We start from the raw sequence: 22,112 nt of genomic DNA, 5'->3' as shown, positions 1-22,112 counted from the left end.
CACGGCCGGGGGCGGGGTCAGACCTCGCCGCGGAGCTTCGCGAGGGCCTCGGCGAGGATGGCCTCGCCGTCGGCGTCGGTACGGCGCTCCCGCACATAGGCGAGGTGCGTCTTGTACGGCTCGGTGCGCGGCGGGTCCGGCGGATTGTCCTGGTCCTTGCCGGCGGGGAAACCGCACCGCGGGCAGTCCCACGTCTCGGGGACCTGTGCGTCACCGGCGAAACTCGGCTGCGTCTGGTGCCCGTTGGAGCACCAGAAGGAGATTCTGAGCCGGGGCGCCGCATCGCCGCGCTCGACCTCGCCCATCGGTCCGGCGCCCACCCGGCTGCCACGGATCGCGTTGCCACCTGCCACGGTCGTAACTCCCTGCCTCGTGACTCCTCCCCCGCTCCGCGGGGGCTTCTCACCCGGCCACTCGCTCACCGTGCGGGCGACCGCGCGACGGACAGGCACTGCCCGGTGCCGTGAGGCACGCCACAGAGCTTAGCAGGCCCGATTCCGCAACCGGAGGGATGAATTCATCAAGAGAACGAAGGGGACAGAACGGGGCTCACCGACTCGAACCCGGCGGTGTGCAGGCTCAGTTGCTCTTCATCATGATGCCGAGCGCCACGATGATGGCGGCCCACACCAGGGCGACCACGATGGTGATGCGGTCGAGGTTCCGCTCGGCGACCGAGGAGCCGCCGACGGAGGACTGCATGCCACCGCCGAACATGTCGGAGAGCCCGCCGCCCTTCCCCTTGTGCATGAGGACCAGCAGCACCAGCAAGCCACTGAAGATAAGCAGGGCGATCGACAGACCCAATTCCACGGCTGGACCAACTCTCTCGGGCTTCACAGAAGACGTACGGACAGATCAATCGGGGCCGGGCGCGGGGCCCGGCCCCGACAGGGTACGACGGGTGGGACCGCTGAGCCTAGCGGCCCGGTTCTTCCCGGGCCGCCACCGCTTCGGTCCCGCGACCTCTACTGGTCGCGAAAGCGGACGATCTTGACGAACTCGTCCACGTCCAGCGCGGCACCGCCCACCAGCGCGCCGTCCACGTCCGGCTGCGCCATGATCGCCGCGACGTTGCCGCCCTTGACCGAACCGCCGTACTGGATACGGACCTTGTCGGCCAGCTCCTGGCTGTAGAGCTCGGCCAGGCGTCCGCGGATCGCGCCGCAGACCTCCTGGGCGTCCTCGGGGGTCGCGACCTCGCCGGTGCCGATCGCCCACACCGGCTCGTAGGCGATCACGATCGTCTCGGCGTCCTCGGCCGCGACGCCCTCCAGCGCCCCGTCGACCTGGGCGAGGGTGTGGGCGACCTGGTTGCCCGCCTTGCGCACCTCCAGGCCTTCGCCGACACACAGGATCGGGGTGATCCCGTGGCGGTGGGCGGCCTTGACCTTGGCGTTGCAGACCGCCTCGTCCTCGCCGTGGTACTGGCGGCGCTCGGAGTGGCCGATCACGGCGAAGGTGCAGTTCAGCTTGGCCAGCATCGGCCCCGAGACCTCACCGGTGCGGGCGCCGGAGTCATGGGCCGAGATGTCCTGCGAACCGTAGGTGATCTTCAGCTTGTCGCCGTCCACCAGCGTCTGCACGGAGCGCAGATCGGTGAAGGGGGGCAGAACGACGACGTCGGTGCCCTCGTAGTCCTTGTCGGTGAGGGCGAAGGCGAGCTTCTGGACCTGTGCGATGGCCTCGAGGTGGTTGAGGTTCATCTTCCAGTTGCCCGCCATGATGGGCGTACGGGAACTCACGGTGTTCAGTCCTCCAGTGCGGCGAGGCCGGGGAGCGTCTTGCCCTCGAGGTACTCGAGGCTCGCGCCGCCACCGGTCGAGATGTGGCCGAATGCGTTCTCGTCGAAGCCCAGCAGCCGGACCGCGGCGGCGCTGTCGCCACCGCCGACGACGGTGAACGCAGAGCTGTCCAACAGCCCCTGGGCGACGGCTCGGGTGCCCTCGGCGTAGTCGGGGTGCTCGAAGACGCCCATCGGACCGTTCCAGAAGACGGTCTCGGCATCGGCGAGCTTCGAGGCGTAGAGCTCCTGGGTCCTGGGACCGATGTCCAGGCCCATCAGGTCGGCCGGAATGGCGTCGGCGTCCACCGTGGCCGGGTGGGCCGGCGCCTTGGCCTTGAGGTCGGGGAACTCGCTCGCGCCGACCACGTCGACGGGCAGCACGAACTCCACGCCCCTGTCCTTCGCCCGCTCCAGGTACTCCTGGACGGCCGGGACCTGGTCCTCCTGGAGCAGCGACGAACCGACCTCGTGGCCCTGGGCCTTGAGGAAGGTGTACGCCATTCCGCCGCCGATGAGGATGCGGTCGGCGCGCTCCAGCAGATGGTCGATGACCAGCAGCTTGTCGGAGACCTTCGCGCCACCGAGCACCACCGCGTACGGCCGGCTGACGTCGGCGGTGAGCTTCTTCAGGACGTTCACCTCGGTGGCGATCAGACCTCCGGCGGCGTGCGGAAGCCGCGCGGGAAGGTCGTAGACCGAGGCGTGCCTGCGGTGCACGGCGCCGAAGCCGTCACCGACGTAGAGGTCGGCCAACTCGGCCAACCGATCGGCGAACGCGCCGCGTTCGGCGTCGTCCTTGGAGGTCTCGCCTCCCTGGAAGCGGAGGTTCTCCAGCAGCGTGACCCCGCCGTCGCCCAGTGAGGCGACGGTGGCCTTCGCGCTGTCCCCCACCGTGTCGGCGGCGAACGCGACCTCGCGGCCGAGCAGTTGACCCAGCCGCTGCGCCACGGGCGCAAGCGAGAACCGGGGGTCCGGCGCGCCCGCGGGGCGGCCGAGGTGCGAGCCGACGACGACCCTGGCGCCGGCCTCGGCCAGCCTGGTGATCGTCGGGACGGCGGCCCGGATGCGGCCGTCGTCGGTGATGGTCTCCCCGTCCAGCGGGACGTTGAGGTCCGCGCGGACGAAGACGCGCCGGCCGGCGACGCCGTCCTCGACGAGCTCGTCGATCGTCTTCATGGTTTCTGACTCCTTGAGTGAGGACCGGACACGACACCGGGCCCGCACAGCGCGTGTGCGCCGCGCGGGCCCGGTGCTGTCACGTCTCGGTGCCTGGAACGCGAACCGCGATCAGAGCTGACCGCCGACGAAGACCGTGAGGTCGACGAGGCGGTTCGAGTAACCCCACTCGTTGTCGTACCAGCCGACAACCTTGACCTGCTTGCCCTGGACCATGGTCAGCCCGGAGTCGAAGGTGCAGGAGGCCGGCCAGTTGACGATGTCCGAGGAGACGATGGCGTCCTCGGTGTAGTCCAGAATTCCCTTGAGCTGGCCCTCGGCCGCCTTCTGGAAGGCGGCGTTGATCTCGTCGCGCGAGACCTCGCGGTCCAGCTCCAGCACCAGGTCGGTGACCGAACCGGTGGGGACCGGCACGCGCATGGCGATACCGTCCAGCTTGCCCTTGAGCTGCGGGAGGACCAGGGCGGTGGCCTTGGCGGCACCCGTCGAGGTCGGAATGATGTTCTCCGCGGCGGCGCGGGCGCGGCGCAGGTCCTTGTGCGGGAAGTCCAGGATGCGCTGGTCGTTGGTGTAGGCGTGGACCGTGGTCATCATGCCCTTGACGATGCCGAAGCTCTCGTCGAGCACCTTGGCCATGGGCGCCACACAGTTGGTGGTGCAGGAGGCGTTGGAGACGACGTGGTGGTTGGCCGCGTCGTACTTGTCCTGGTTGACGCCCATCACGATCGTGATGTCCTCGTCCTTGGCCGGAGCCGAGATGAGGACCTTCTTCGCGCCGGCTGCGAGGTGCTTGGCGGCGTCCTCGCGCTTGGTGAAGATGCCGGTGGACTCGATGACGATGTCGGCACCCAGCTCGCCCCAGGGGAGGTTGGCCGGGTCACGCTCGGCCATCGTCCTGAAGGTCTGGTTGCCGACGGTGATCGTGTCGTCGGTGTGGCTGACGTCCTGCTTGAGACGGCCCAGAATGCTGTCGTACTTGAGCAGGTGAACCAGGGTCGCGTTGTCGGTCAGGTCGTTGACACCGACGATCTCGACATCCGCTCCCTGCTCCAGGAGGGCGCGGAAGTAGTTGCGACCGATGCGGCCAAAGCCGTTGATGCCTACGCGGATCGTCACGAACCGATCTCCTCGTTGGGTACGCCGGTGCGGACACCGACGAAGGGTTGTATGGGATGTCCCCGACCACTTCCGACCCTACCGCGCCGGTCCCGGGCCGGTGACATCGGCCGCCCCCCACGATTCCGGCCCGGGCGCAGACCCGGGCCGGACGTCGAGGGGCAGTCGGCGTCAGACCATCTCCTCCGTGAGGCTGGACTCCGTGCCGGGGACACCGAGGTCGCCTGCGCGCTTGTCGGCCATCGCCAGCAGCCTGCGGATCCGGCCCGCGACCGCGTCCTTGGTCAACGGCGGGTCCGCCAGCGCACCGAGCTCCTCCAGCGAGGCCTGCTTGTGCTCCATGCGCAGCCGGCCGGCGGCGGCGAGGTGCTCGGGCACGTCGTCGGCGAGGATCTCCAGCGCGCGCTGCACCCTGGCACCGGCGGCGACGGCCGCGCGGGCCGAGCGGCGCAGGTTGGCGTCGTCGAAGTTGGCCAGGCGGTTGGCGGTGGCGCGCACCTCCCGGCGCATCCGCCGCTCCTCCCAGGTGAGCACCGACTCGTGGGCGCCGAGCCTGGTCAGCAGCGCGCCGATGGCGTCGCCGTCGCGCACCACGACGCGGTCCACGCCCCGTACCTCGCGCGCCTTCGCACCGATCTGGAGCCTGCGGGCGGCACCGACCAGTGCGAGGGCCGCCTCAGGCCCGGGGCAGGTGACCTCCAGGGAGGAGGAGCGGCCCGGCTCCGTGAGCGAGCCGTGCGCCAGGAACGCGCCGCGCCAGGCGGCTTCGGCGTCACAGGTCGCCCCCGAGACGACCTGCGGCGGCAGCCCGCGGATGGGACGGCCGCGGCCGTCCACCAGACCGGTCTGACGGGCCAGTTGATCACCGCCGGCGACCACCCGCACCACGTACCGGCTGCCTCTGCGCAGCCCGCCGGGGGCCATCACCACCAGGTCGGAGGCGTGGCCGAAGATTTCAAGAATGTCCTTGCGCAACCTGCGCGCCGCGATACCGGTGTCCAGCTCCGCCTCGATCACGATGCGGCCGCTCACCAGGTGCAGGCCCCCCGCGAAGCGCAGGATCGACGAGACCTCCGATTTGCGGCAGCAGGTCCTGGTGACGGGAAGCCGGGAGATTTCATCCTTCACCGCTGCCGTCATCGCCATGGGCCGATCCTTCCGTGCATCCGAAAAATACGGTCGTACGCGGCTGCCAGCAGCTCAGGGTCGTGCCGGGGAGCTCCGTCGGGAGCGGCCACCGCAGCCAGCTCGACGGTGCCGCCCAGCAACTCGGCGGCCTCCCGAAGGCTTTCCTGATCGGGCACTGTGTCCTGATCCGCCAGAACCACGTCGAAGGCGAGTTTAGGGGCGTGTCGGGCCAAAACCTCCAAATGACGCTGCGGAGAGAAGCCTTCAGTTTCGCCGGGCTGCGGAGCGAGGTTGAGCGAGAGCACTCTTCGGGCCTTCGTCTCGACCAGTGCCTGCAGCAGCTCGGGCACCAGCAGATGCGGAATGACCGACGAGAACCAGGAGCCCGGACCGACCACGACCCAGTCGGCGTCGAGCACCGCCGCGACCGCCTCGGGCACCGCGGGCGGGTCGTCGGGAACCAGCCGCACCTCCTGCACCTCACCGCGGGTGAGCGCCACGGTCGCCTGGCCGCGGACGACGGCCAACTCCTCGGGGCGGGCCGGGTCGTGGCCGCGCACCTCGGCCTGGAGCTCCAGCGGTACGGCGGACATCGGCAGCACCCTGCCGTGCGCGCCGAGCAGCTTGCCGACCAGGTCAAGTGCCGCGACATGGTCGCCCAACTGCTCCCAGAGCGCGACGATCAGCAGGTTCCCGACGGCGTGGCCCTGCAGGTCTCCCTCTCCGCTGAAGCGGTGCTGGACCACCCGGGACCAGGTCTGGCCCCACTCGTCGTCGCCGCACAGCGCGGCCAGCGCCTTGCGCAGGTCCCCGGGCGGCAGTACGTCCAGCTCGTCGCGGAGGCGCCCGCTGGAGCCGCCGTCGTCGGCGACGGTGACGACGGCGGTCAGGTCACCGGTGATCCTGCGCAGCGCGGTGAGCGAAGCGGACAGTCCCATGCCGCCACCGAGGGCGACGACCTTGGGCTGGCCCTTGAGCCCCGGCAGGAGCTTGCGGCGGCGGAGCCGCAACGAACGACCGGTCACTGTACTCATTCACGTCCCATGTCACGGTGCACGACGACGGTCTCCACTCCTTCTGCCGCCAGCCGCCGGCCGAGCCGCTCGGACATGGCGACGCTGCGGTGCTTGCCGCCGGTGCAGCCGACGGCGATCGTCACATAGCGCTTGCCCTCGCGGCGGTAGCCGGTGGCGATCAGGTGCAGCAGCTCCGCGTACCGGTCCAGGAACTCCTTGGCGCCGGGCTGGTTGAAGACGTACGAGGAGACCTCCTCGCTGGTGCCGGTGAACGGGCGCAGCTCGGGGACCCAGTGCGGGTTGGGCAGGAAACGGCAGTCGACCACGTGGTCGGCGTCCACCGGCAGGCCGTACTTGTAGCCGAACGACATGACGGTGGCCCGCAGCTCCGGCTCCTCCTCGCCCGCGAACCGGGCGTCCATCTTGGCTCTGAGCTCGTGGACGTTGAGGCTGGAGGTGTCGATGACCAGGTCGGCGTCGCCGCGCAGCTCGCGCAGCAGATCGCGCTCGGCCTCGATGCCGTCGACGATCCGGCCGTCGCCCTGGAGCGGGTGCGGGCGGCGCACCGACTCGAAGCGGCGCACCAGGGCCTCGTCGGAGGCCTCCAGGAAAACGATCCGTCTGGTGACCTTCTGGGCCGCCAGGCCGTTCAGGGACTCGCGGAGACTGTCGAAGAAGCCGCGTCCGCGGACGTCGACGACCACCGCGATCCGGGCGACGTTGCCCTGGGAGCGCGCGCCGAGGTCGACCATGGTGGGGATGAGCGCGGGCGGCAGGTTGTCGACGACGAACCAGCCGAGGTCCTCCAGGCACTTGGCGGCGGTGCTGCGGCCGGCGCCGGACATGCCGGAGATGATCACGAGCTCGGGGATGGTGGCGCCGCTGTCGGGCGCGGCGGTGCCGGTGTCCGGGGCGGTGGGGCCCGCGGCCGGGCGGGTCGGCCCCTCGGAGCGGGTGGAGTCGGCCGGCGGCTCGGTGCCGGCTTCGGACTGTTGTGTCGAGTGCTTGTCGTTGTTCGTCATCTCGTCCCCCGGAGCGTTGCTGTGCGCGTGGTGTGGGTGGTGTGAACGGTGTGGTGGGTGGTGTGGATGGAGCCTGCGCCATCGTCGGCAGTCATGACGGCGGTGCCCGCGAGGGGCCCGGTGCGGCGGCGGGTGACGCCGGTGGCGCGGTCGTCGGTGCTGCCGGCACCGCACCCGGGCTGGGCGCCCCGATGCGGGTGCCGCCCGGCCCGGGGTGGTGGCGGGGCGGCCGGCCCGCGAGGCCGCCGGCGGACCGGTCCAGCCGCGTACGGGCCGTGCGGTCGCCGCCTCATCGGCTTCCGCCCGCCCTTTCGCTTCTCGTCATGGTGTGCTTCTCGTCATCGTCGTCTCACTCATCATCGTCGATGATTTCGCCGGTCGCCGTGTTCACCGCGGGGGCGGTCGCCCGCTCCCCCGCGAGCGCGACCGCCACCGTCTCCGCGGTCTTGCGGCCGATGCCCGGGACCTCGCAGATCTCCTCGATCGTCGCCGCGCGCAGGCGCTTGACGGAACCGAAGTGCTTGATCAGGGCCTGTCTGCGGGCCTGGCCGAGGCCCGCCACCGCGTCCAGCGGGCCCTCTCTCAGAGCGCCGGCGCGCTTGCTGCGCTGGTAGCGGATGGCGAAACGGTGCGCCTCGTCCCTGATGCGCTGGAGCAGGTACAGGCCTTCACTGGTGCGCGGGAGCACGACCGGGTCGGTCTCCCCCGGCAGCCAGACCTCCTCCAGCCGCTTGGCCAGACCGCACACCACGACATCGTCGATCCCGAGCTCGGTGAGAGCCGCCTGGGCGGCGGCGACCTGCGGTCTGCCGCCGTCGACCACCAGCAGCTGCGGCGGATAGGCGAACCGCTTGGGCCGCCCGTCGTCCTCGCGCGGACCCTCGGCGGCCGGGCCTTCGCCCACCGGGCCCGCGGCGGCCGGGACCGCAGTGGCCGGGACCTCGGCGGCCGGGCCCGCGGGCGCCGGACGCGCGCCCGACGCTCCCGCGGGCTCCCTGCCGGGCGAGGGGTCGGCCGACTCCTCGCTGGTGTCGGCAGGCTCGACCCACTCGCCGCTGCGCTGCTTCTCCCGCAGATAGCGGCGGAAGCGGCGCCCGACGACCTCGTTCATGGCGCGCACGTCGTCCTGGCCCTCGAAGGACTTGATCTGGAAGCGCCGGTACTCGCTCTTCCTGGGCAGGCCGTCCTCGAACACCACCATCGAGGCCACCACGTCGTCCCCCTGGAGGTGGGAGACGTCGAAGCACTCGATGCGCAGCGGAGCCGAGTCCAGATCGAGCGCCTCCGCGATCTCCTCCAGCGCCTGCGACCTGGTGGTGAGGTCGGAGGCCCGCTTGGTCTTGTGCAGGGCGAGGGCCTGCTGGGCGTTGCGGTGCACGGTCTCCATCAGGGAGCGCTTGTCGCCGCGCTGCGGCACCCGCAGGTCGACCTGGGCACCGCGCAACCCGCCGAGCCACTCCCCCACGGGCTGGGCCGGCTCCGGCAGGGCGGGCACGAGCACCTCCTTGGGAATGGCCTCGCCGCGCTCCTCGCCGTACAGCTGCTGGAGGGCGTGCTCGACCAGATCGGCGGTGGAGACGGCCTCGACCTTGTCGGTGACCCAGCCCCGCCGGCCGCGCACCCGGCCGCCCCGGACGTGGAAGATCTGCACCGCGGCCTCCAACTCATCCTCGGCGAGAGCGATGAGGTCGGCGTCGGTGGCGTCGGTGAGGACCACCGCGTTCTTCTCCATGGCGCGCCGCAGCGCACCCATGTCGTCCCGCAGCCGGCCGGCCCGCTCGTACTCCAGCTCCTCGGCCGCCTCCCGCATCTGCCCCTCCAGCCGCCGGAGGTACGCGCCGGTGCGGCCGGCCATGAAGTCGCAGAAGTCCTCGGCGAGTTCGCGGTGCTCCTGCGGGCTGACACGGCCGACGCAGGGGGCGGCGCACTTGCCGATGTAGCCGAGCAGGCAGGGCCTGCCGATCTGGGCCGAGCGCTTGAAGACCCCTGCGGAGCAGGTACGCACGGGGAACACCCGCAGCAGCAGGTCGACGGTCTCGCGGATGGCCCAGGCGTGGCCGTACGGCCCGAAGTAGCGCACGCCCTTGCGCTTCGAGCCGCGCATCACCTGGACGCGCGGGAACTCCTCGTTCATCGTGACGGCGAGGAAGGGGTAGCTCTTGTCGTCCCGGTACTTGACGTTGAACCGGGGGTCGAACTCCTTGATCCAGCTGTACTCCAGCTGGAGCGCCTCCACCTCGGTCGAGACCACCGTCCAGTCGACGGAGGCGGCGGTGGTGACCATGGTGCGGGTGCGGGGGTGCAGACCGGACAGATCCTGGAAGTACGACGACAGCCGCGGGCGCAGGCTCTTGGCCTTGCCCACGTAGATCACCCGGTCGTGCGCGTCGCGGAACCGGTAGACCCCCGGCGAGGTGGGGATCTGCCCCTGCTCGGGGCGGTAGCTGGAGGGATCTGCCATGTCCGACACCCTACGACCCGCCACCGACACCCACGGCGGTGCTGCCCACCGGCCCCGGCCGTGCGGACCACGGCCCGAAACGGGCGGCCGTCAGCTCCAGTTGACCCGTAGCGCGGTGGTCACATCCAGTGGCGAACGGCCCCGTTGCGCCGCCAGCAGGCCGGCTCCCTCGGGGCTCTGGGTGTAGATCGGGTCGCCCGCGCTGACCCGGCGCCGCCAGGCCCGGGCCAGCGCGTCCACTGACTGCCTTCGGCGACCCAGCACGGCGGGTACGGCGTGGTGGACCACGGCGTGCGGCGGAAGCCGGCGGCCGGCGGCCAGATCGTGGCGGTCCACCAGGTAGCGCGGCAGCAGATAGCGCGGCGCGGTGAGCGGCGCGAGCACTTCGTCGAAGGCGGTGGCGAAGAGCTCGGACTCCTCCAGCCCGACGCCCACCAACTGCACCTGGTACGTGCCGTTCTCGTCCGGTTGCGCGGTGACCGCCTCCGCGCCCACCGGCAGCAGTCCGGCGTCCCGGAGCCCGTCGGCCAGAGCCCAGGCCAGCGCGCTGACGACCGGTTCCCGCGCGGCGGCACGCAGCAGCTCCGCACGGGCGCGGGCGCGGCGGTGGGAGTGCGCCGCGCGGTGTGCCGCCCACCCGGCGGGCGCGACGAGCAGCGGAAGCAGCGGCGGGGCGAGACCGGCCAGCAGCGCGGCACCGGCCGCCAGCACGGCACCGCCCACTCCCGAGGCCAGCGCCGGGCCGGTGGCGATCTCGCCCTCCTCGGGCACCGTGCCGCGGGCGGCCGGCACCGCCACGGGCGGACGGGCACGCAGCGGGCCGGGCGGCGGGGGCCCCGGGGCCGGCACGGAGCGCGAGCCGGGGCCGGGGGTGATGCGTACGGAGTGCCCGAGGCGGTCCTCGTACGGACTGCCGATCCGCCACAACTCCCGTACGCGATCGCGCCGTTCGGAGCGGCGGAGCATGGCGGCGTTGCGCGCGTCGAACTCCTGGTGCGGCGGGGGCGCGTACGGCGACAGGTCGGGGTGCACATGGGCGACTCCGGACATCACCGCGCCGCTGTCGGTGACGCCCAGGTAGCCCTCGTGCTTGCGGACGAAGCGGTCCCAGTCGGTGGTGCCCCTCGGGTGGCCGGGGGCGACGCAGACCACGGACCAGGTGGCGGCGGTCTTGGCGGGCCAGGCGGGGTCGAACCGCAGAGCGCGTCCGCGGGTCTGGACGACCGCGGTGGGGGTAGTGGCCTCGGTGAGGTCGACGAGGGTGTTGACCCCCTCTGCGTTCCAGCCCTCGCCGAGCAGTCCGCGAGTGCCGATCAGCGCGCGGCTGCCGCCCTGCTCGAAGAACCGGGTGGCCAGTGCGACCCAGCGGCGGCTGGTCCAGGCCCCGCCGATCACCACGGCTCCCGGCAGCTCCTCGTCGGTCCCGGTCTCCAGCCGCAGCGGGGGACGGGCGCTCGTGCAGAACTCGACAAAGCGATCGGCCGTGACCGGGTCGGCGGCCACCGTCGAACCGGTGACCAGCAGCGGGCACAGGGCGGCGGTGCGCGGATCGGCGATGAGCTCGGTCAGCACCAGGCGCGCGGAGCCCGCCTGCGCGTCCAGCACTCCGGCGAGCCCGCTGGGCAGGATGGCCCGGGCCCGTTCGTGGTCGCAGACGACGACCGCGCGCAACCGGCAGCCGAGGGAGGTGAGTTCGGCGGCGAGGATCTCCCGCACGGCGGCCGTCTTGGCAGCACTGCGGGCCACCACCCGGTCGACCGGCGAGCGTCCGGCGCGTACGCCCCGTTTGGTCAGCTGGTAGCCGATCGAGGGCAGCGCAGACCGGATCTCCTCCTCCGCCCGCAGGTCCTCCGCGGTGCCGCCGCGGCGCAGGCAGCCGCGCACCCAGTCGTCCAGCAGCCGCACCCAGTCGGCGGCGCCGGGCGGGTGGCGGTGCGCCTCGCGCAGCCGCGCGCCCTCGGGCAGCGCGAGCAGACCGTGATGGTGGAACCGCAGGGCGGCGTCGGCCAGTTCCGGGTGGTCGGCGGCGAAGCGGTGCCAGGGCACAGCGGGCCCCTCCTGCGCGCTCGGGCCGGTGTGGGTGCGCGAACGCCGTACGAGCCGCTCGTCGAGCCAGTGCAGGAACGGCACCGGGGCGAACGAGGGTTCCAGCAGCCGCGCGGTGAGCCGGGTGAAGCGCTCGGCCTCCTCGCTCAGCCAGTCCGCCTCCTGGCCGGTGGGGGTGGTGAGCCAGGCGAGCTCGGCGTACGGCGCCAACTGGCCCTCGCGCACCGCGGCGGGGATCGAGGGGCCCCGTACGGCGGGGCCGAAGAGTTCGCCGACCAGGGCGGCCTGCGCGGCGGTCATCCGCTCCGGCGGCGTGGCCGTGAGCCCCACGACGTGCGCCCGGGGCAGCTTGCGCAGCAGCTCGGCCAGCAACTCGCCCCAGGTGTCGAGGAGATGGTGGCACTCGTCGAGCAGCAGGGTGACCTCGCCCGCCCCGCGCAGCGCCGCGACGAGTGCCTGCCCCTGGGGGCGCAGCCGGTGCAGGTGGGAGCCGGCGGTGGCGCCCTCCTCGTCGATCTCCGCCTCGGGGTCGAAGCTCGCGAGGGCCTGATAGGTGAGGACGGTGAGCGGAGCTGCGAGGTCCCTCTCGGTGCCGGCGGGCTCCGGCGAGGGCCGGAACCGTCCCCACTCGGCCACCCACTGGCCCTGTATCGCGGTGTTGGGCCCCAGTACGACGGTCCTGCGGCCGAGCCTGCGAGCCGCTTCGAGGCCGGTGAGGGTCTTGCCGAGCCCCGGGGGCAGCACCACCCAAGCGCGGCGCTGCCCCCGCGCGAACGCCTCCGCCAGCCTGTCGAGCGCCTCCTGCTGGTGGCGGCGGAGCGCGACGGGCGGACGTGTCCCGGCGAACGTCTCTACCGCCGCGTCACCAGCCCCGCTCACGCCACTCGGCGAGGTGCGGTCGCTCGGCGCCCAGGGTGGTGTCGTCGCCGTGGCCCGGGTAGACCCAGGTCTCGTCCGGCAGTTCGGCGAAGAGCTTGTTCTCCACGTCGTCCAGGAGCGAGACGAACTTCTCCGGATCGTCGTGGGTGTTGCCGATACCGCCGGGGAAGAGGCAGTCGCCGGTGAACACGTGCGGGTGGCCCTGCGGGTCGTCGTAGACGAGCGCGATGGAGCCGGGGGTGTGGCCGACCAGGTGGCGGGCGGTCAACGTGCACTCGCCTACGGAGATCCGGTCGCCGTCGTCGACCGGGGTGTCGGTCGCGACCGGGATGCCGTCCACGTCCTCCCTGCCGGCGAGGGTGCGGGCACCGGTGGCGCCGACGACCTCGGCGAGCGCCTGCCAGTGGTCGCCGTGCTGATGGGTGGTGACGACCGAGCGCACACCGTCGTCGCCGATCAGGGTGAGCAGCGTCCGCGCCTCGTTGGCGGCGTCGATCAGCAGCTGCTCGCCGGTGCGCCGGCAGCGCAGCAGATAGGCGTTGTTGTTCATGGGGCCGACGGCGACCTTGGAGATCATCAGGTCGGCGAGCTCATGGACTTCGGCCGGTCCGCCGACTTCCACCTTTCCGATGTAGGGCATGAGAGCAGTCCTTTCCGTGCCTGGAGGGTGGCTCAGTGTGTCAGAGGGCGGGCAGCGTCGGCAGCGGCGCACTGGCGGTCAGACCGCTGCCGGTGCTGCGGCCGGCGAGCCAGCCCACGAGGGCTCCGGGCCCGCCCACCACGACCAGGCGCTCGCCGTCGGAGGCGGGGAGGGCGCCGGTGGTCCAGCTCCTGCCGTCCTCGGCCCGCAGCTCCAGCGCGGGTACGTCGCTGCGGCCGCTGAAGCGCCTGGCCAGATAGCCCACAGCACGGTCGGTGAAGCCGCCGGGGAGTTCGTCGAGCGTGTAGTCGACGGCGAGGTCGACGTGGTGCAGCTCCACCTCGACGAGTCGACGAAAGGGGATGCTGTCCGCGGTGTCGGTGACGCCGTTGCGCAGTGCGACGGTCTCCCGCCACTGGGCGTCGGTCAGGCCCGCCATGACCTCCGCCAGCCCGGCCGCGGTGGTGCGCACGTCCTCGTACTGCTCGGACAGGGGCCGGGCGGCCCCGGCCTCGATGTCGGCATCCCTCGCCTGGGCGTTCTCGTACATCGGGCGCCCGTGCAGGACGTTGACCAGGGCGTCGGCGTTGCGGGCGAGGTGGGTGAGCACGTGCCCCCTGGTCCAGCCGGGCAGCAGCGAGGGCTCCGCCACTGCGGGGCTACCCTCGCGGACCGCGTCCAGCAGCCGCTCGGTGGCGGCTTGGAGGACCTCTGTGTCGTACGCAGGCGTTGTCATGATCCAACGCTATCCCCGGGTTGTCAGCGCCACACGTTCGGGTGAAGTGTGGCTTTCGGAGCCTAAATCGAATGTACGTGCTATACGCTCGTTCCCAGCACCTCTCCGGATGCACGTCCGCCCCGCCCCGCCCGCGCCAACGCACGGCCGGCCGCCGGGGCAGGGCCGCCACCGGGATCCGCGCGCCGGGCAGGACCGGCCGGGATGACGCATCCGGAGCGGCGCACCCATACCCTTGGCAGGGGCGGAGCCGTACGGGCCAACCGGGACGGCAGCCCCTCCTCCACACGAAAGGTGCCTTCCGGCGTGGCCGACCGTCTGATCGTCCGTGGCGCTCGCGAGCACAATCTTCGGAATGTCTCGATCGACCTCCCGCGTGACTCCCTCATCGTCTTCACCGGGCTCTCGGGATCGGGGAAGTCCTCGCTCGCCTTCGACACGATCTTCGCCGAGGGCCAGCGGCGGTACGTCGAGTCGCTGTCCTCGTACGCGCGGCAGTTCCTCGGGCAGATGGACAAGCCCGACGTCGACTTCATCGAGGGCCTCTCCCCCGCCGTCTCGATCGACCAGAAGTCCACCTCGCGCAATCCGCGCTCCACGGTCGGCACCATCACCGAGGTGTACGACTACCTGCGGCTGCTGTTCGCCCGTATCGGCAGTCCGCACTGCCCCGAGTGCGGCAGGCCGATCTCCCGGCAGTCGCCGCAGGCGATCGTCGACAAGGTGCTCGGTCTGGAGGAGGGCAGCCGCTTCCAGGTGCTGTCGCCGCTGGTGCGCGAGCGCAAGGGGGAGTTCGTCGACCTCTTCGCCGATCTGCAGTCCAAGGGCTACAGCCGCGCCCGGGTGGACGGGGCGACGGTCCAGCTCTCGGACCCGCCGAAGCTGAAGAAGCAGGAGAAGCACACCATCGAGGTGGTGGTGGACCGCCTCACCGTCAAGGAGAGCGCCAAACGCCGTCTGACCGACTCCGTGGAGACCGCGCTCGGCCTCTCCGGCGGCATGGTGATCCTCGACTTCGTCGACCTCGAGGCGGACGACCCGCAGCGCGAGCGGATGTACTCCGAGCACCTGTACTGCCCCTATGACGACCTCTCCTTCGAGGAGTTGGAGCCACGCTCGTTCTCCTTCAACTCCCCCTTCGGCGCCTGCCCGGACTGCACCGGCATCGGCACCCGGATGGAGGTCGACCCCGAGCTGATCGTCCCCGACGAGGAGAAGTCGCTGGACGAGGGCGCGATCCACCCCTGGTCGCACGGCCACAGCAAGGAGTACTTCGGCCGGCTGATCGGCGCGCTCGCCGACGCTCTCGGCTTTCGCACCGACATCCCATGGGGCGGCCTCCCGCAGCGCGCCCGCAAGGCGCTGCTGCACGGCCACCGCACCCAGATCCAGGTGAGCTACCGCAACCGCTACGGCCGCGAGCGCGCGTACACCACCGCCTTCGAGGGGGCGGTGCCCTTCGTGCGGCGCCGCCACTCCGAGGCGGAGAGCGATTCGAGCCGGGAGCGCTTCGAGGGCTATATGCGCGAGGTACCCTGCCCCACCTGCGAGGGGACCCGGCTGAAGCCGATCGTGCTCGCGGTGACGGTCCAGGGGAAGTCGATCGCCGACGTGTCGTCGATGTCGATCAGTGAATGCGCCGACTTCCTGCGGGAGATGGTTCTCGACGCACGGCAGAAGAAGATCGCCGAGCGCGTGCTCAAGGAGGTCAACGAGCGGCTGCGCTTCCTGGTCGACGTCGGGCTCGACTACCTCTCGCTGCACCGCGCGGCCGGCACCCTCTCCGGCGGAGAGGCGCAGCGCATCCGGCTGGCCACCCAGATCGGCTCCGGCCTGGTCGGCGTGCTCTACGTGCTGGACGAGCCCTCCATCGGCCTGCACCAGCGCGACAACCACCGGCTGATCGAGACCCTGGTGCGGTTGCGCGACCTGGGGAACACGCTGATCGTCGTCGAGCACGACGAGGACACCATCAAGGCGTCCGACTGGGTCGTGGACATCGGACCGGGAGCGGGCGAGCACGGCGGACGGGTCGTCCACAGCGGCTCGTTCAAGGAGCTGCTGTCCAACGAGCAGTCCATGACCGGTCAGTACCTCGCGGGCCGCAAGTCGATCCCGATGCCCGCCGAGCGGCGGGAGATCGACCACAGCCGGACCCTCACGGTGCACGGCGCCCGCGAGAACAACCTGCGCAACATCACCGTGGAGTTCCCGCTCGGTGTGCTCACCGCCGTCACCGGTGTGTCCGGCTCCGGCAAGTCGACGCTGGTCAACGACATCCTGTACACGCATCTGGCGCGCGAGCTGAACGGCGCCAAGTCGGTGCCCGGACGGCACACCAGGGTCACCGGGGACGACGCGGTCGACAAGGTCGTGCACGTCGACCAGTCGCCCATCGGCCGCACCCCGCGCTCCAACCCCGCAACGTACACAGGCGTCTTCGACCATGTCCGGCGGTTGTTCGCCGAGACGATGGAGGCCAAGGTCCGCGGTTATCTGCCCGGCCGGTTCTCCTTCAACGTCAAGGGCGGCCGCTGCGAGAACTGCTCGGGCGACGGCACCATCAAGATCGAGATGAACTTCCTGCCGGACGTCTACGTGCCCTGCGAGGTCTGCCACGGCGCCCGGTACAACCGCGAGACGCTGGAAGTCCACTACAAGGGCAAGAACATCGCCGAAGTCCTGGACATGCCGATCGAGCAGGCGCTGGACTTCTTCGAGGCGGTGCCCGCGATCGCACGCCATCTGCGGACGCTGCACGAGGTGGGTCTGGGGTACGTGCGCCTGGGCCAGTCCGCCCCCACGCTCTCCGGCGGCGAGGCGCAGCGCGTCAAGCTCGCCTCCGAGCTGCAGCGGCGCTCCAGCGGAAGCACCGTGTACGTCCTGGACGAGCCCACCACCGGCCTGCACTTCGAGGACATCCGCAAGCTGCTGGGCGTGCTCGACGGTCTGGTGAGCAAGGGGAACTCGGTCATCGTGATCGAGCACAACCTCGACGTCATCAAGACCGCGGACTGGGTCGTCGACATGGGCCCCGAGGGCGGTTCCGGCGGTGGCCTGGTGATCGCCGAGGGCACCCCGGAGGAGGTCGCCTCGGTGCCGGCGAGCCACACCGGAAAGTTCCTGCGGGAGCTTCTGGGCGAGCGGGTGAGCGACGCCTCGCCCTCGGCCTCGCGCGGGCGGGGCACCGGCCGCGCCAAGAGCGGCGGGAGCAGGAGCGCGGCGGCGGCCAAGAGCGGCGGGAGCAGAGCGGTTGCGGCGAAGAGCGGGGCCGCGAAGAGCAGCTCCGCCCAGAGATCGGCCTCGTAGGCGTTCGGCTCGCGGGGCGGCGCGCGCGGCGTTCGGCGCAGGGCGTCCCGCGCGCGGCGTTCGGCTCGCGAGGGCGCGGCTCGTGGTCCACAGCCCGCGGCACGTGAGTCGCGGGGCGCGCAAGGCACGTGTCGCGGGGCGCGCGGGGCACGGCCCACCCGGGAGCCGCACACCCTGCCTTGCCCGCGCTGCTCGGACCGAAGGCGGCGGCAGGGCGACGACGCGCGCCCCGTACGCTTGCAGGCGTGCACGACGACGAACGCTCCCCCTCCCGCCGTTCCCTGCTCTGCGGCGCAGCCGCGGCCGGCGCCGCGGGGCTCGGACTCACCGCCTGTTCGGGTGCCGGCGAGGAGTGGCCCAAGAGCCCCGCCGCCGAGTCGGAGGCGGTCGGCATCGGCTCGGCGGACAGCGTCCCGGTGGGCGGTGCCCGGCTCTATCGGGACGACCGCCTGCTGGTCTCCCAGCCCGAGCGGGGCACGTACCGCGCTTTCAGCGCCGTGTGTACGCACGGCGGGTGTGTGCTGAGCTCGGTGGAGAAGCTGGAGGCCGGCTGCGCCTGCCACGGCAGCAGGTTCGACGCAGGCACCGGGAAGGTGCTCCAGTCGCCCGCGACGACCGATCTGCCCGAGTACCCGGTGCGGTTGAAGGACGGCAGCCTCGTGGTGGGGCCGGCGGACTGACCGCGACTCCGCCGCCCTCGGCCCGCGCGGGCGCGGACCGGACCGGGCCCGGTCCGTAGCCGAACGGGCCGTCGCAGCCAAGCCGGACGAGGCGGCGCCGGGGCGAAGACCGGAGCGGGCCGGACCGGGGCCCCGCGGAGCGGCCCTTCGGGCCTGTCGCCGTCGGTTCAGGCCCACTCCCAGTCGATGCCCAACTGGCCGCTCTCCACCTGCTGTTCGGCCAGGTGGACCGTCGGATAACGCCCGCTGAGCAGCAGTTCCGTCCGTCCGGTGTCCGGGCCGCCGACGGCCCTGCGGGCGAAGCGGTGGCAACGTGCGGGCAGTTCGGCCGGGTCGAAGCCGACCTGGAGGACGTACTGGCCGCCGGAGTAGCTGAAGCCGCGGATGTACTCGCGGCTCTCGCCCGCCGTGCCGTCCTCGAAGCGGTAGCTGATCAGGCGGGTCTCACCCGCCCGCAGGCGGCCGTCGAACAGCAGCTCCGCCACCACGATTCCGGTCCCGCCGTCACTGCGTACGTACCCGGCCCGGCAGTTCTCGGTCTCCCGAACCCGCACGCGCTCCACCTCGCAGCCCGGATCGCCCACGTAGATCGCCAGGTAGCGGTCGACGCCGTCGCGGTGCGCCCGCAGCAAGTGCTGCGACTGCCTTCCGAGCAGCTCGCGGCGCGCGCCGACGGTGATCCGGTCGATCTGGCAGACCGTGTGCACACCGGCCTCCGCGGACGAACCGAGGTCCGCCAGCATCTCGTTGAGCGGTTCCGGGCTCTCCATCAGTGCACGGTACGGGCGGGCCGCCGGCGCCCCGCCGCTCCGGTCGGTCTGCAACAGCGCCACCAGGGACCCCGGCGGCACCTCCAGCACCTCCTCGAGAGCCGGCAGGGCGCGCAACGACTCGGCGCGGGCGGGCCGCCGCAGTCCCTGCTGCCAGTAGCTGAGCGTCGTGACGCCGATCCGCACGCCGCGTTGGCCCAGCCGATGCCGCAGACGGCTCAGCGCCAGCCCACGGACGGCGATGGCGGTGCGCAGCGCTTCGTGAAACGGTCCGGTGCGCAGCGCGGCTGCCAACTCCGGGGGAAGCCCGCTGGGGGGCCGTTCCGCTCCGCTGTGAATGTTCACCTTCGCCGCCCTGGTTCGCTGGTCCGCCGCTGGACGGGCGGGGAGGCCGTTCACTTCTCCGGCCGGCTGTTCACTTCGACATTCCGAGAGGCATTCAAGCCGGTTGACCGGTGCTCAACAACTGCGGATTCTGTACCGCAACGGCGGACGCGCTCCCACCCCAGAGCGCAGCCCCGGGCCCGAACGGCCGTCCCACAGCCGGCCGTTCGCCGGGCGTGTGTGACCCCGCGGCAGCAGGCACCGCGGAGGTCCGCCCGTCCGCACAGGTCCGTACGGCTTCAGCAGCCGCACGGGCCGGGCGCCCTCACCGGCGCCTCGACTCCGGCCGCGGGCGCCGCACTCGGCGTCCGGCGTCCGCGACCGGGACCGGGACCGGGGTGTCGCCGGTGTCGTGCCCTTCGCAAGCAGCGCCCGACCACCGACCGCGCCCGATCAACCGGCTCCCTAAACGGGCGTGGTGGCCCGCCCTGCTCCCGAAGGAGCGGGCGGACCACCACGAACCGATACGACGTACGGCAGACCGCCGACGTCCCACAGACCAGGACCGTCAGCCCCGAGCCGACATGAAGTGCGGGATCACGAGGGGAGGCTCTCGTGCTGGCGGTCCTGCCCACCGTTGTCCCCGTTGTCCCCGTTGTCCCCGTCGCTCTTCTCGGCCTCGGCCTCGGACTGCTTCTTGCTGGCCCACAGGCTCGTCGCGGTGGTGACCACCAGGACGCCGCCGATCACGGCGAGCGAGACCGGGATGCTGATGACCGGCACGTGCACGCCGGTCTCGTGCAGCGCGTGCAGCACCAGTTTGACGCCGATGAAGCCGAGGATGATCGAGAGCCCGTAGGCGAGGTGGACGAGCTTCTTCAGCAGACCGCCGATGAGGAAGTAGAGCTGGCGCAGGCCCATCAGGGCGAAGGCGTTGGCGGTGAAGACGATGTACGGGTCCTGGGTCAGACCGAAGATCGCGGGGATCGAGTCGAGGGCGAAGAGCACGTCTGTGCTGCCGATGGCCAGCATGACGATCAGCATCGGCGTGATCAGCCGCTTGCCGTTCTCCACGACGACGAGCTTGGTGCCCCGATAGTCCTCGGTGGAGGGGAAGCGGCGCTCCACCAGCTTCAGGAAGCGGTTCTCCTCGTACTCCTCGTCCTCCTCGCCGGCCCGCGCTTCCTTGATCAGCTTCCATGCGGTCCAGATGAGGAAGGCACCGAAGATGAAGAAGACCCAGGAGAAGGTCGAGACGATCGCGGCCCCCATGGCGATGAAGATCGCGCGCAGGACGAGGGCGATCAGGACACCCACCATCAGCACCCGCTGTTGGTAGATCGAGGGCACCGCGAACTTCGTCATGATCAGGACGAAGACGAAGAGGTTGTCGACACTGAGCGATTTCTCGGTCACATAGCCGGCGAAGAACTCACCCGAGGCCTGGGCGTTGCCGAACACGAAGAGCCCGACGCCGAAGGCGACAGCGAGCAGGATCCAGACCACCGTCCAGGTGCCGGCTTCCTTGAGGGACACCTCGTGCGGTTTGCGACCGCCGATGAAGAAATCGACGGCGATCAGGGCGCACAGACCAAGAATCGTCAGCACCCATACGGCCATGGACACATCCACGGAAAACACTCCTCCGGCATCAGCAGCCGGAGGTCTCTTCCACCCGGCCGCACCAACTGGCTACCGGGCCGACTCCCCGGGCCGGATGGCCGACCGTACTGACGAGGACGCCGCTCGAGGGGAATACTCCCCTCCGCTGCGGCCAAGCATAGGCGAGGAAGGCACCGGCCCGGCAGTGCTCTGCGCCACACTTCGACCCCGCCGGCGGCGCCGGACCGCAGTACGGGCCGGGCGCCGAGGGGGTCGGAAGTTCATCAGGGGCCGTATCGCCTCCTGGCCTCCGCGACGCTGTTCAGCACCTGCGGCAGGATCCGGCTGTTCGCCGGGACCAGCGGGGGTTCGTACGTCCACTGGTGGCCGACCCACGGGTCGATCAGATGGTCGTCGGGAACCGGCGTCACCCGCAGCAGCGCCCGCCAGAGCGGGTCGAGCAGCGGACCGTACCCGCTGGCCTCCTCGCGGTCGGCGACCAGCAGCAGATGGACGCCCACCGCCGGGCCCTCGTCCGCGAGATAGCGAAGCTGGGTGATCGCGCGGTCGTCGAAGCCGTGCGGGAAGTCGTGGACGATCAGCAGCTGTTCGGCGGTGTCGAGGTCGGGCGGCAGCGAGTCGAGGGCGCGGCTGCGGGCCGCCATCTGTACGAGGTCGACCCGCTTGGTCAGTCCTGCCAGCGTCTCGGAGACTCCCCCCGCGCCGGAGGCGGGCGGCTGCTTCAGCACCCCGCTGGTGGTCAGCGGGGCGAGCGTGACGGCGTTGCTGCCGGCGGCGTCGATCACCTGGACCGCGAACTCCCCCGCCGGGTAGACGGCGAGCAGCCGGCCCGCCAGAGCGGTGGCCAACTCACCCGCGCGGCGACGCAGTTCATCGGAGTCCAGCTCCGCGCCGGCGCTGCCGGTGCGGCCGGAGTCGATCCACAGACCGCGTTCCAGTGGCAGCCTGGTCAGCATCGGCACTCTCAGATCGGTGCGCTCGGGCAGACTCAGATCGCCGAGCCGCAGCGCCATCGGGATCTCCATGGGCACCTGATAGCCGTGCCACACCGGATTGTCCCAGCGGGCGAACTCCGGTGGCAGCGCGGGCTCGACGACCTGTGACTCCTCGACCAGCTGAGCGAGGTCGCGGTCCAGCACCTCGCGTGCGCGATTGACCAGATCGGTGTGCTTGGCGCGGGCCGCCTCACGCGCGGCCTCCGCGGCCGGCCCCGAGCGGGTGGCGGGGTCGCTGAGGACCTTGTCCAACTCCTGCTCCATGCGGGAGTCGGCGAAGTCGACCGCACTGCGATACGCGGCGGTGGTCCTCGCCAGGTCCTCGAACATGCCCCACACCTGGTTGTACAGGCGCTCGTTCATCGACCAGCCGCCGGCGTCGCCCGCCACCGGCCGGGCGGGGCG

At 71.4% G+C, this 22,112-nt stretch carries 16 protein-coding genes and 1 pseudogene; 2 read left to right on the top strand and 15 right to left on the bottom strand.

Annotated elements, in window-relative coordinates; all coding sequences use genetic code 11:
• Window positions 1-17: 17 nt before the first annotated feature.
• The 12 genes from JGS22_RS19075 to JGS22_RS19020 form a co-directional block, all read right to left on the bottom strand.
• Window positions 18-353 (bottom strand): RNA polymerase-binding protein RbpA, encoded by a 336-nt coding sequence (locus JGS22_RS19075; RefSeq protein WP_211038794.1) that lies wholly within the window; start codon window positions 351-353, stop codon window positions 18-20.
• A gap of 226 nt (window positions 354-579) precedes the next feature.
• Window positions 580-807, bottom strand: coding sequence for a preprotein translocase subunit SecG (secG, locus tag JGS22_RS19070; protein WP_211038887.1), 228 nt, complete (start codon window positions 805-807; stop codon window positions 580-582).
• 161 nt (window positions 808-968) lie between these two features.
• Entirely contained in the window at window positions 969-1,745 is a 777-nt protein-coding gene (gene tpiA / locus JGS22_RS19065; protein ID WP_211038792.1) for a triose-phosphate isomerase, read from the bottom strand.
• A gap of 5 nt (window positions 1,746-1,750) precedes the next feature.
• Window positions 1,751-2,962 carry a phosphoglycerate kinase gene (locus tag JGS22_RS19060; RefSeq protein WP_211038790.1) on the bottom strand — a complete coding sequence of 404 codons (1,212 nt, stop codon included), beginning with the start codon at window positions 2,960-2,962 and terminating at the stop codon, window positions 1,751-1,753.
• Window positions 2,963-3,073: 111 nt separating this feature from the next.
• Window positions 3,074-4,078, bottom strand: coding sequence for a type I glyceraldehyde-3-phosphate dehydrogenase (gene gap, locus JGS22_RS19055; protein ID WP_211038788.1), 1,005 nt, complete (start codon window positions 4,076-4,078; stop codon window positions 3,074-3,076).
• A 171-nt stretch (window positions 4,079-4,249) separates the two neighbouring features.
• A complete protein-coding gene (whiA, locus tag JGS22_RS19050; RefSeq protein ID WP_211038787.1) occupies window positions 4,250-5,224 on the bottom strand; it encodes a DNA-binding protein WhiA in 975 nt (324 codons plus the stop codon).
• Window positions 5,215-6,231: a gluconeogenesis factor YvcK family protein gene (locus JGS22_RS19045; protein WP_308405827.1), complete on the bottom strand. Its 1,017-nt coding sequence runs from the start codon at window positions 6,229-6,231 to the stop codon at window positions 5,215-5,217. The genes whiA and JGS22_RS19045 overlap by 10 nt, the downstream gene beginning before the upstream one ends.
• Window positions 6,232-6,236: 5 nt before the next feature.
• Window positions 6,237-7,244 carry an RNase adapter RapZ gene (rapZ, locus tag JGS22_RS19040; protein ID WP_236073210.1) on the bottom strand — a complete coding sequence of 336 codons (1,008 nt, stop codon included), beginning with the start codon at window positions 7,242-7,244 and terminating at the stop codon, window positions 6,237-6,239.
• Between the two features lie 349 nt (window positions 7,245-7,593).
• A complete protein-coding gene (gene uvrC / locus JGS22_RS19035) occupies window positions 7,594-9,705 on the bottom strand; it encodes an excinuclease ABC subunit UvrC (RefSeq protein WP_211038783.1) in 2,112 nt (703 codons plus the stop codon).
• Between the two features lie 90 nt (window positions 9,706-9,795).
• A complete protein-coding gene (locus JGS22_RS19030; RefSeq protein WP_216815039.1) occupies window positions 9,796-12,630 on the bottom strand; it encodes a DEAD/DEAH box helicase family protein in 2,835 nt (944 codons plus the stop codon).
• Window positions 12,614-13,270: an MBL fold metallo-hydrolase gene (locus JGS22_RS19025; RefSeq protein ID WP_211042036.1), complete on the bottom strand. Its 657-nt coding sequence runs from the start codon at window positions 13,268-13,270 to the stop codon at window positions 12,614-12,616. The genes JGS22_RS19030 and JGS22_RS19025 overlap by 17 nt, the downstream gene beginning before the upstream one ends.
• A 40-nt stretch (window positions 13,271-13,310) precedes the next feature.
• A complete protein-coding gene (locus JGS22_RS19020) occupies window positions 13,311-14,006 on the bottom strand; it encodes a maleylpyruvate isomerase family mycothiol-dependent enzyme (RefSeq protein WP_211042037.1) in 696 nt (231 codons plus the stop codon).
• 306 nt (window positions 14,007-14,312) lie between these two features.
• Between JGS22_RS19020 and uvrA the strand changes: the two genes are divergently transcribed.
• Both uvrA and JGS22_RS19010 read left to right on the top strand, forming a co-directional pair.
• Complete coding sequence (uvrA, locus tag JGS22_RS19015; protein WP_211042038.1) at window positions 14,313-17,315, top strand: excinuclease ABC subunit UvrA; 3,003 nt, start codon at window positions 14,313-14,315, stop codon at window positions 17,313-17,315.
• A 245-nt stretch (window positions 17,316-17,560) separates the two neighbouring features.
• Window positions 17,561-17,995, top strand: a complete 435-nt coding sequence (locus JGS22_RS19010) for a Rieske (2Fe-2S) protein (protein ID WP_211042039.1) — start codon at window positions 17,561-17,563, stop codon at window positions 17,993-17,995.
• A 167-nt stretch (window positions 17,996-18,162) separates the two neighbouring features.
• On the opposite strand, the gene JGS22_RS19005 is transcribed toward JGS22_RS19010, so the two are convergent.
• The 3 genes and pseudogenes from JGS22_RS19005 to JGS22_RS26455 all read right to left on the bottom strand — a co-directional run.
• Entirely contained in the window at window positions 18,163-19,110 is a 948-nt protein-coding gene (locus JGS22_RS19005; RefSeq protein WP_372454281.1) for a hypothetical protein, read from the bottom strand.
• Between the two features lie 576 nt (window positions 19,111-19,686).
• On the bottom strand, window positions 19,687-20,721 hold the full coding sequence (locus JGS22_RS19000; protein ID WP_211042040.1) for a TerC family protein: 1,035 nt from the start codon (window positions 20,719-20,721) through the stop codon (window positions 19,687-19,689).
• A gap of 254 nt (window positions 20,722-20,975) precedes the next feature.
• A pseudogene (locus tag JGS22_RS26455) lies at window positions 20,976-22,112 on the bottom strand (TerD family protein); the annotation flags it as partial.

This window comes from Streptomyces tardus (assembly GCF_018101125.2).
In the GTDB taxonomy this organism is placed as follows: Bacteria; Actinomycetota; Actinomycetes; order Streptomycetales; family Streptomycetaceae; genus Streptomyces; species Streptomyces tardus.
This window is presented reverse-complemented; position numbering and strand designations above follow the sequence as displayed.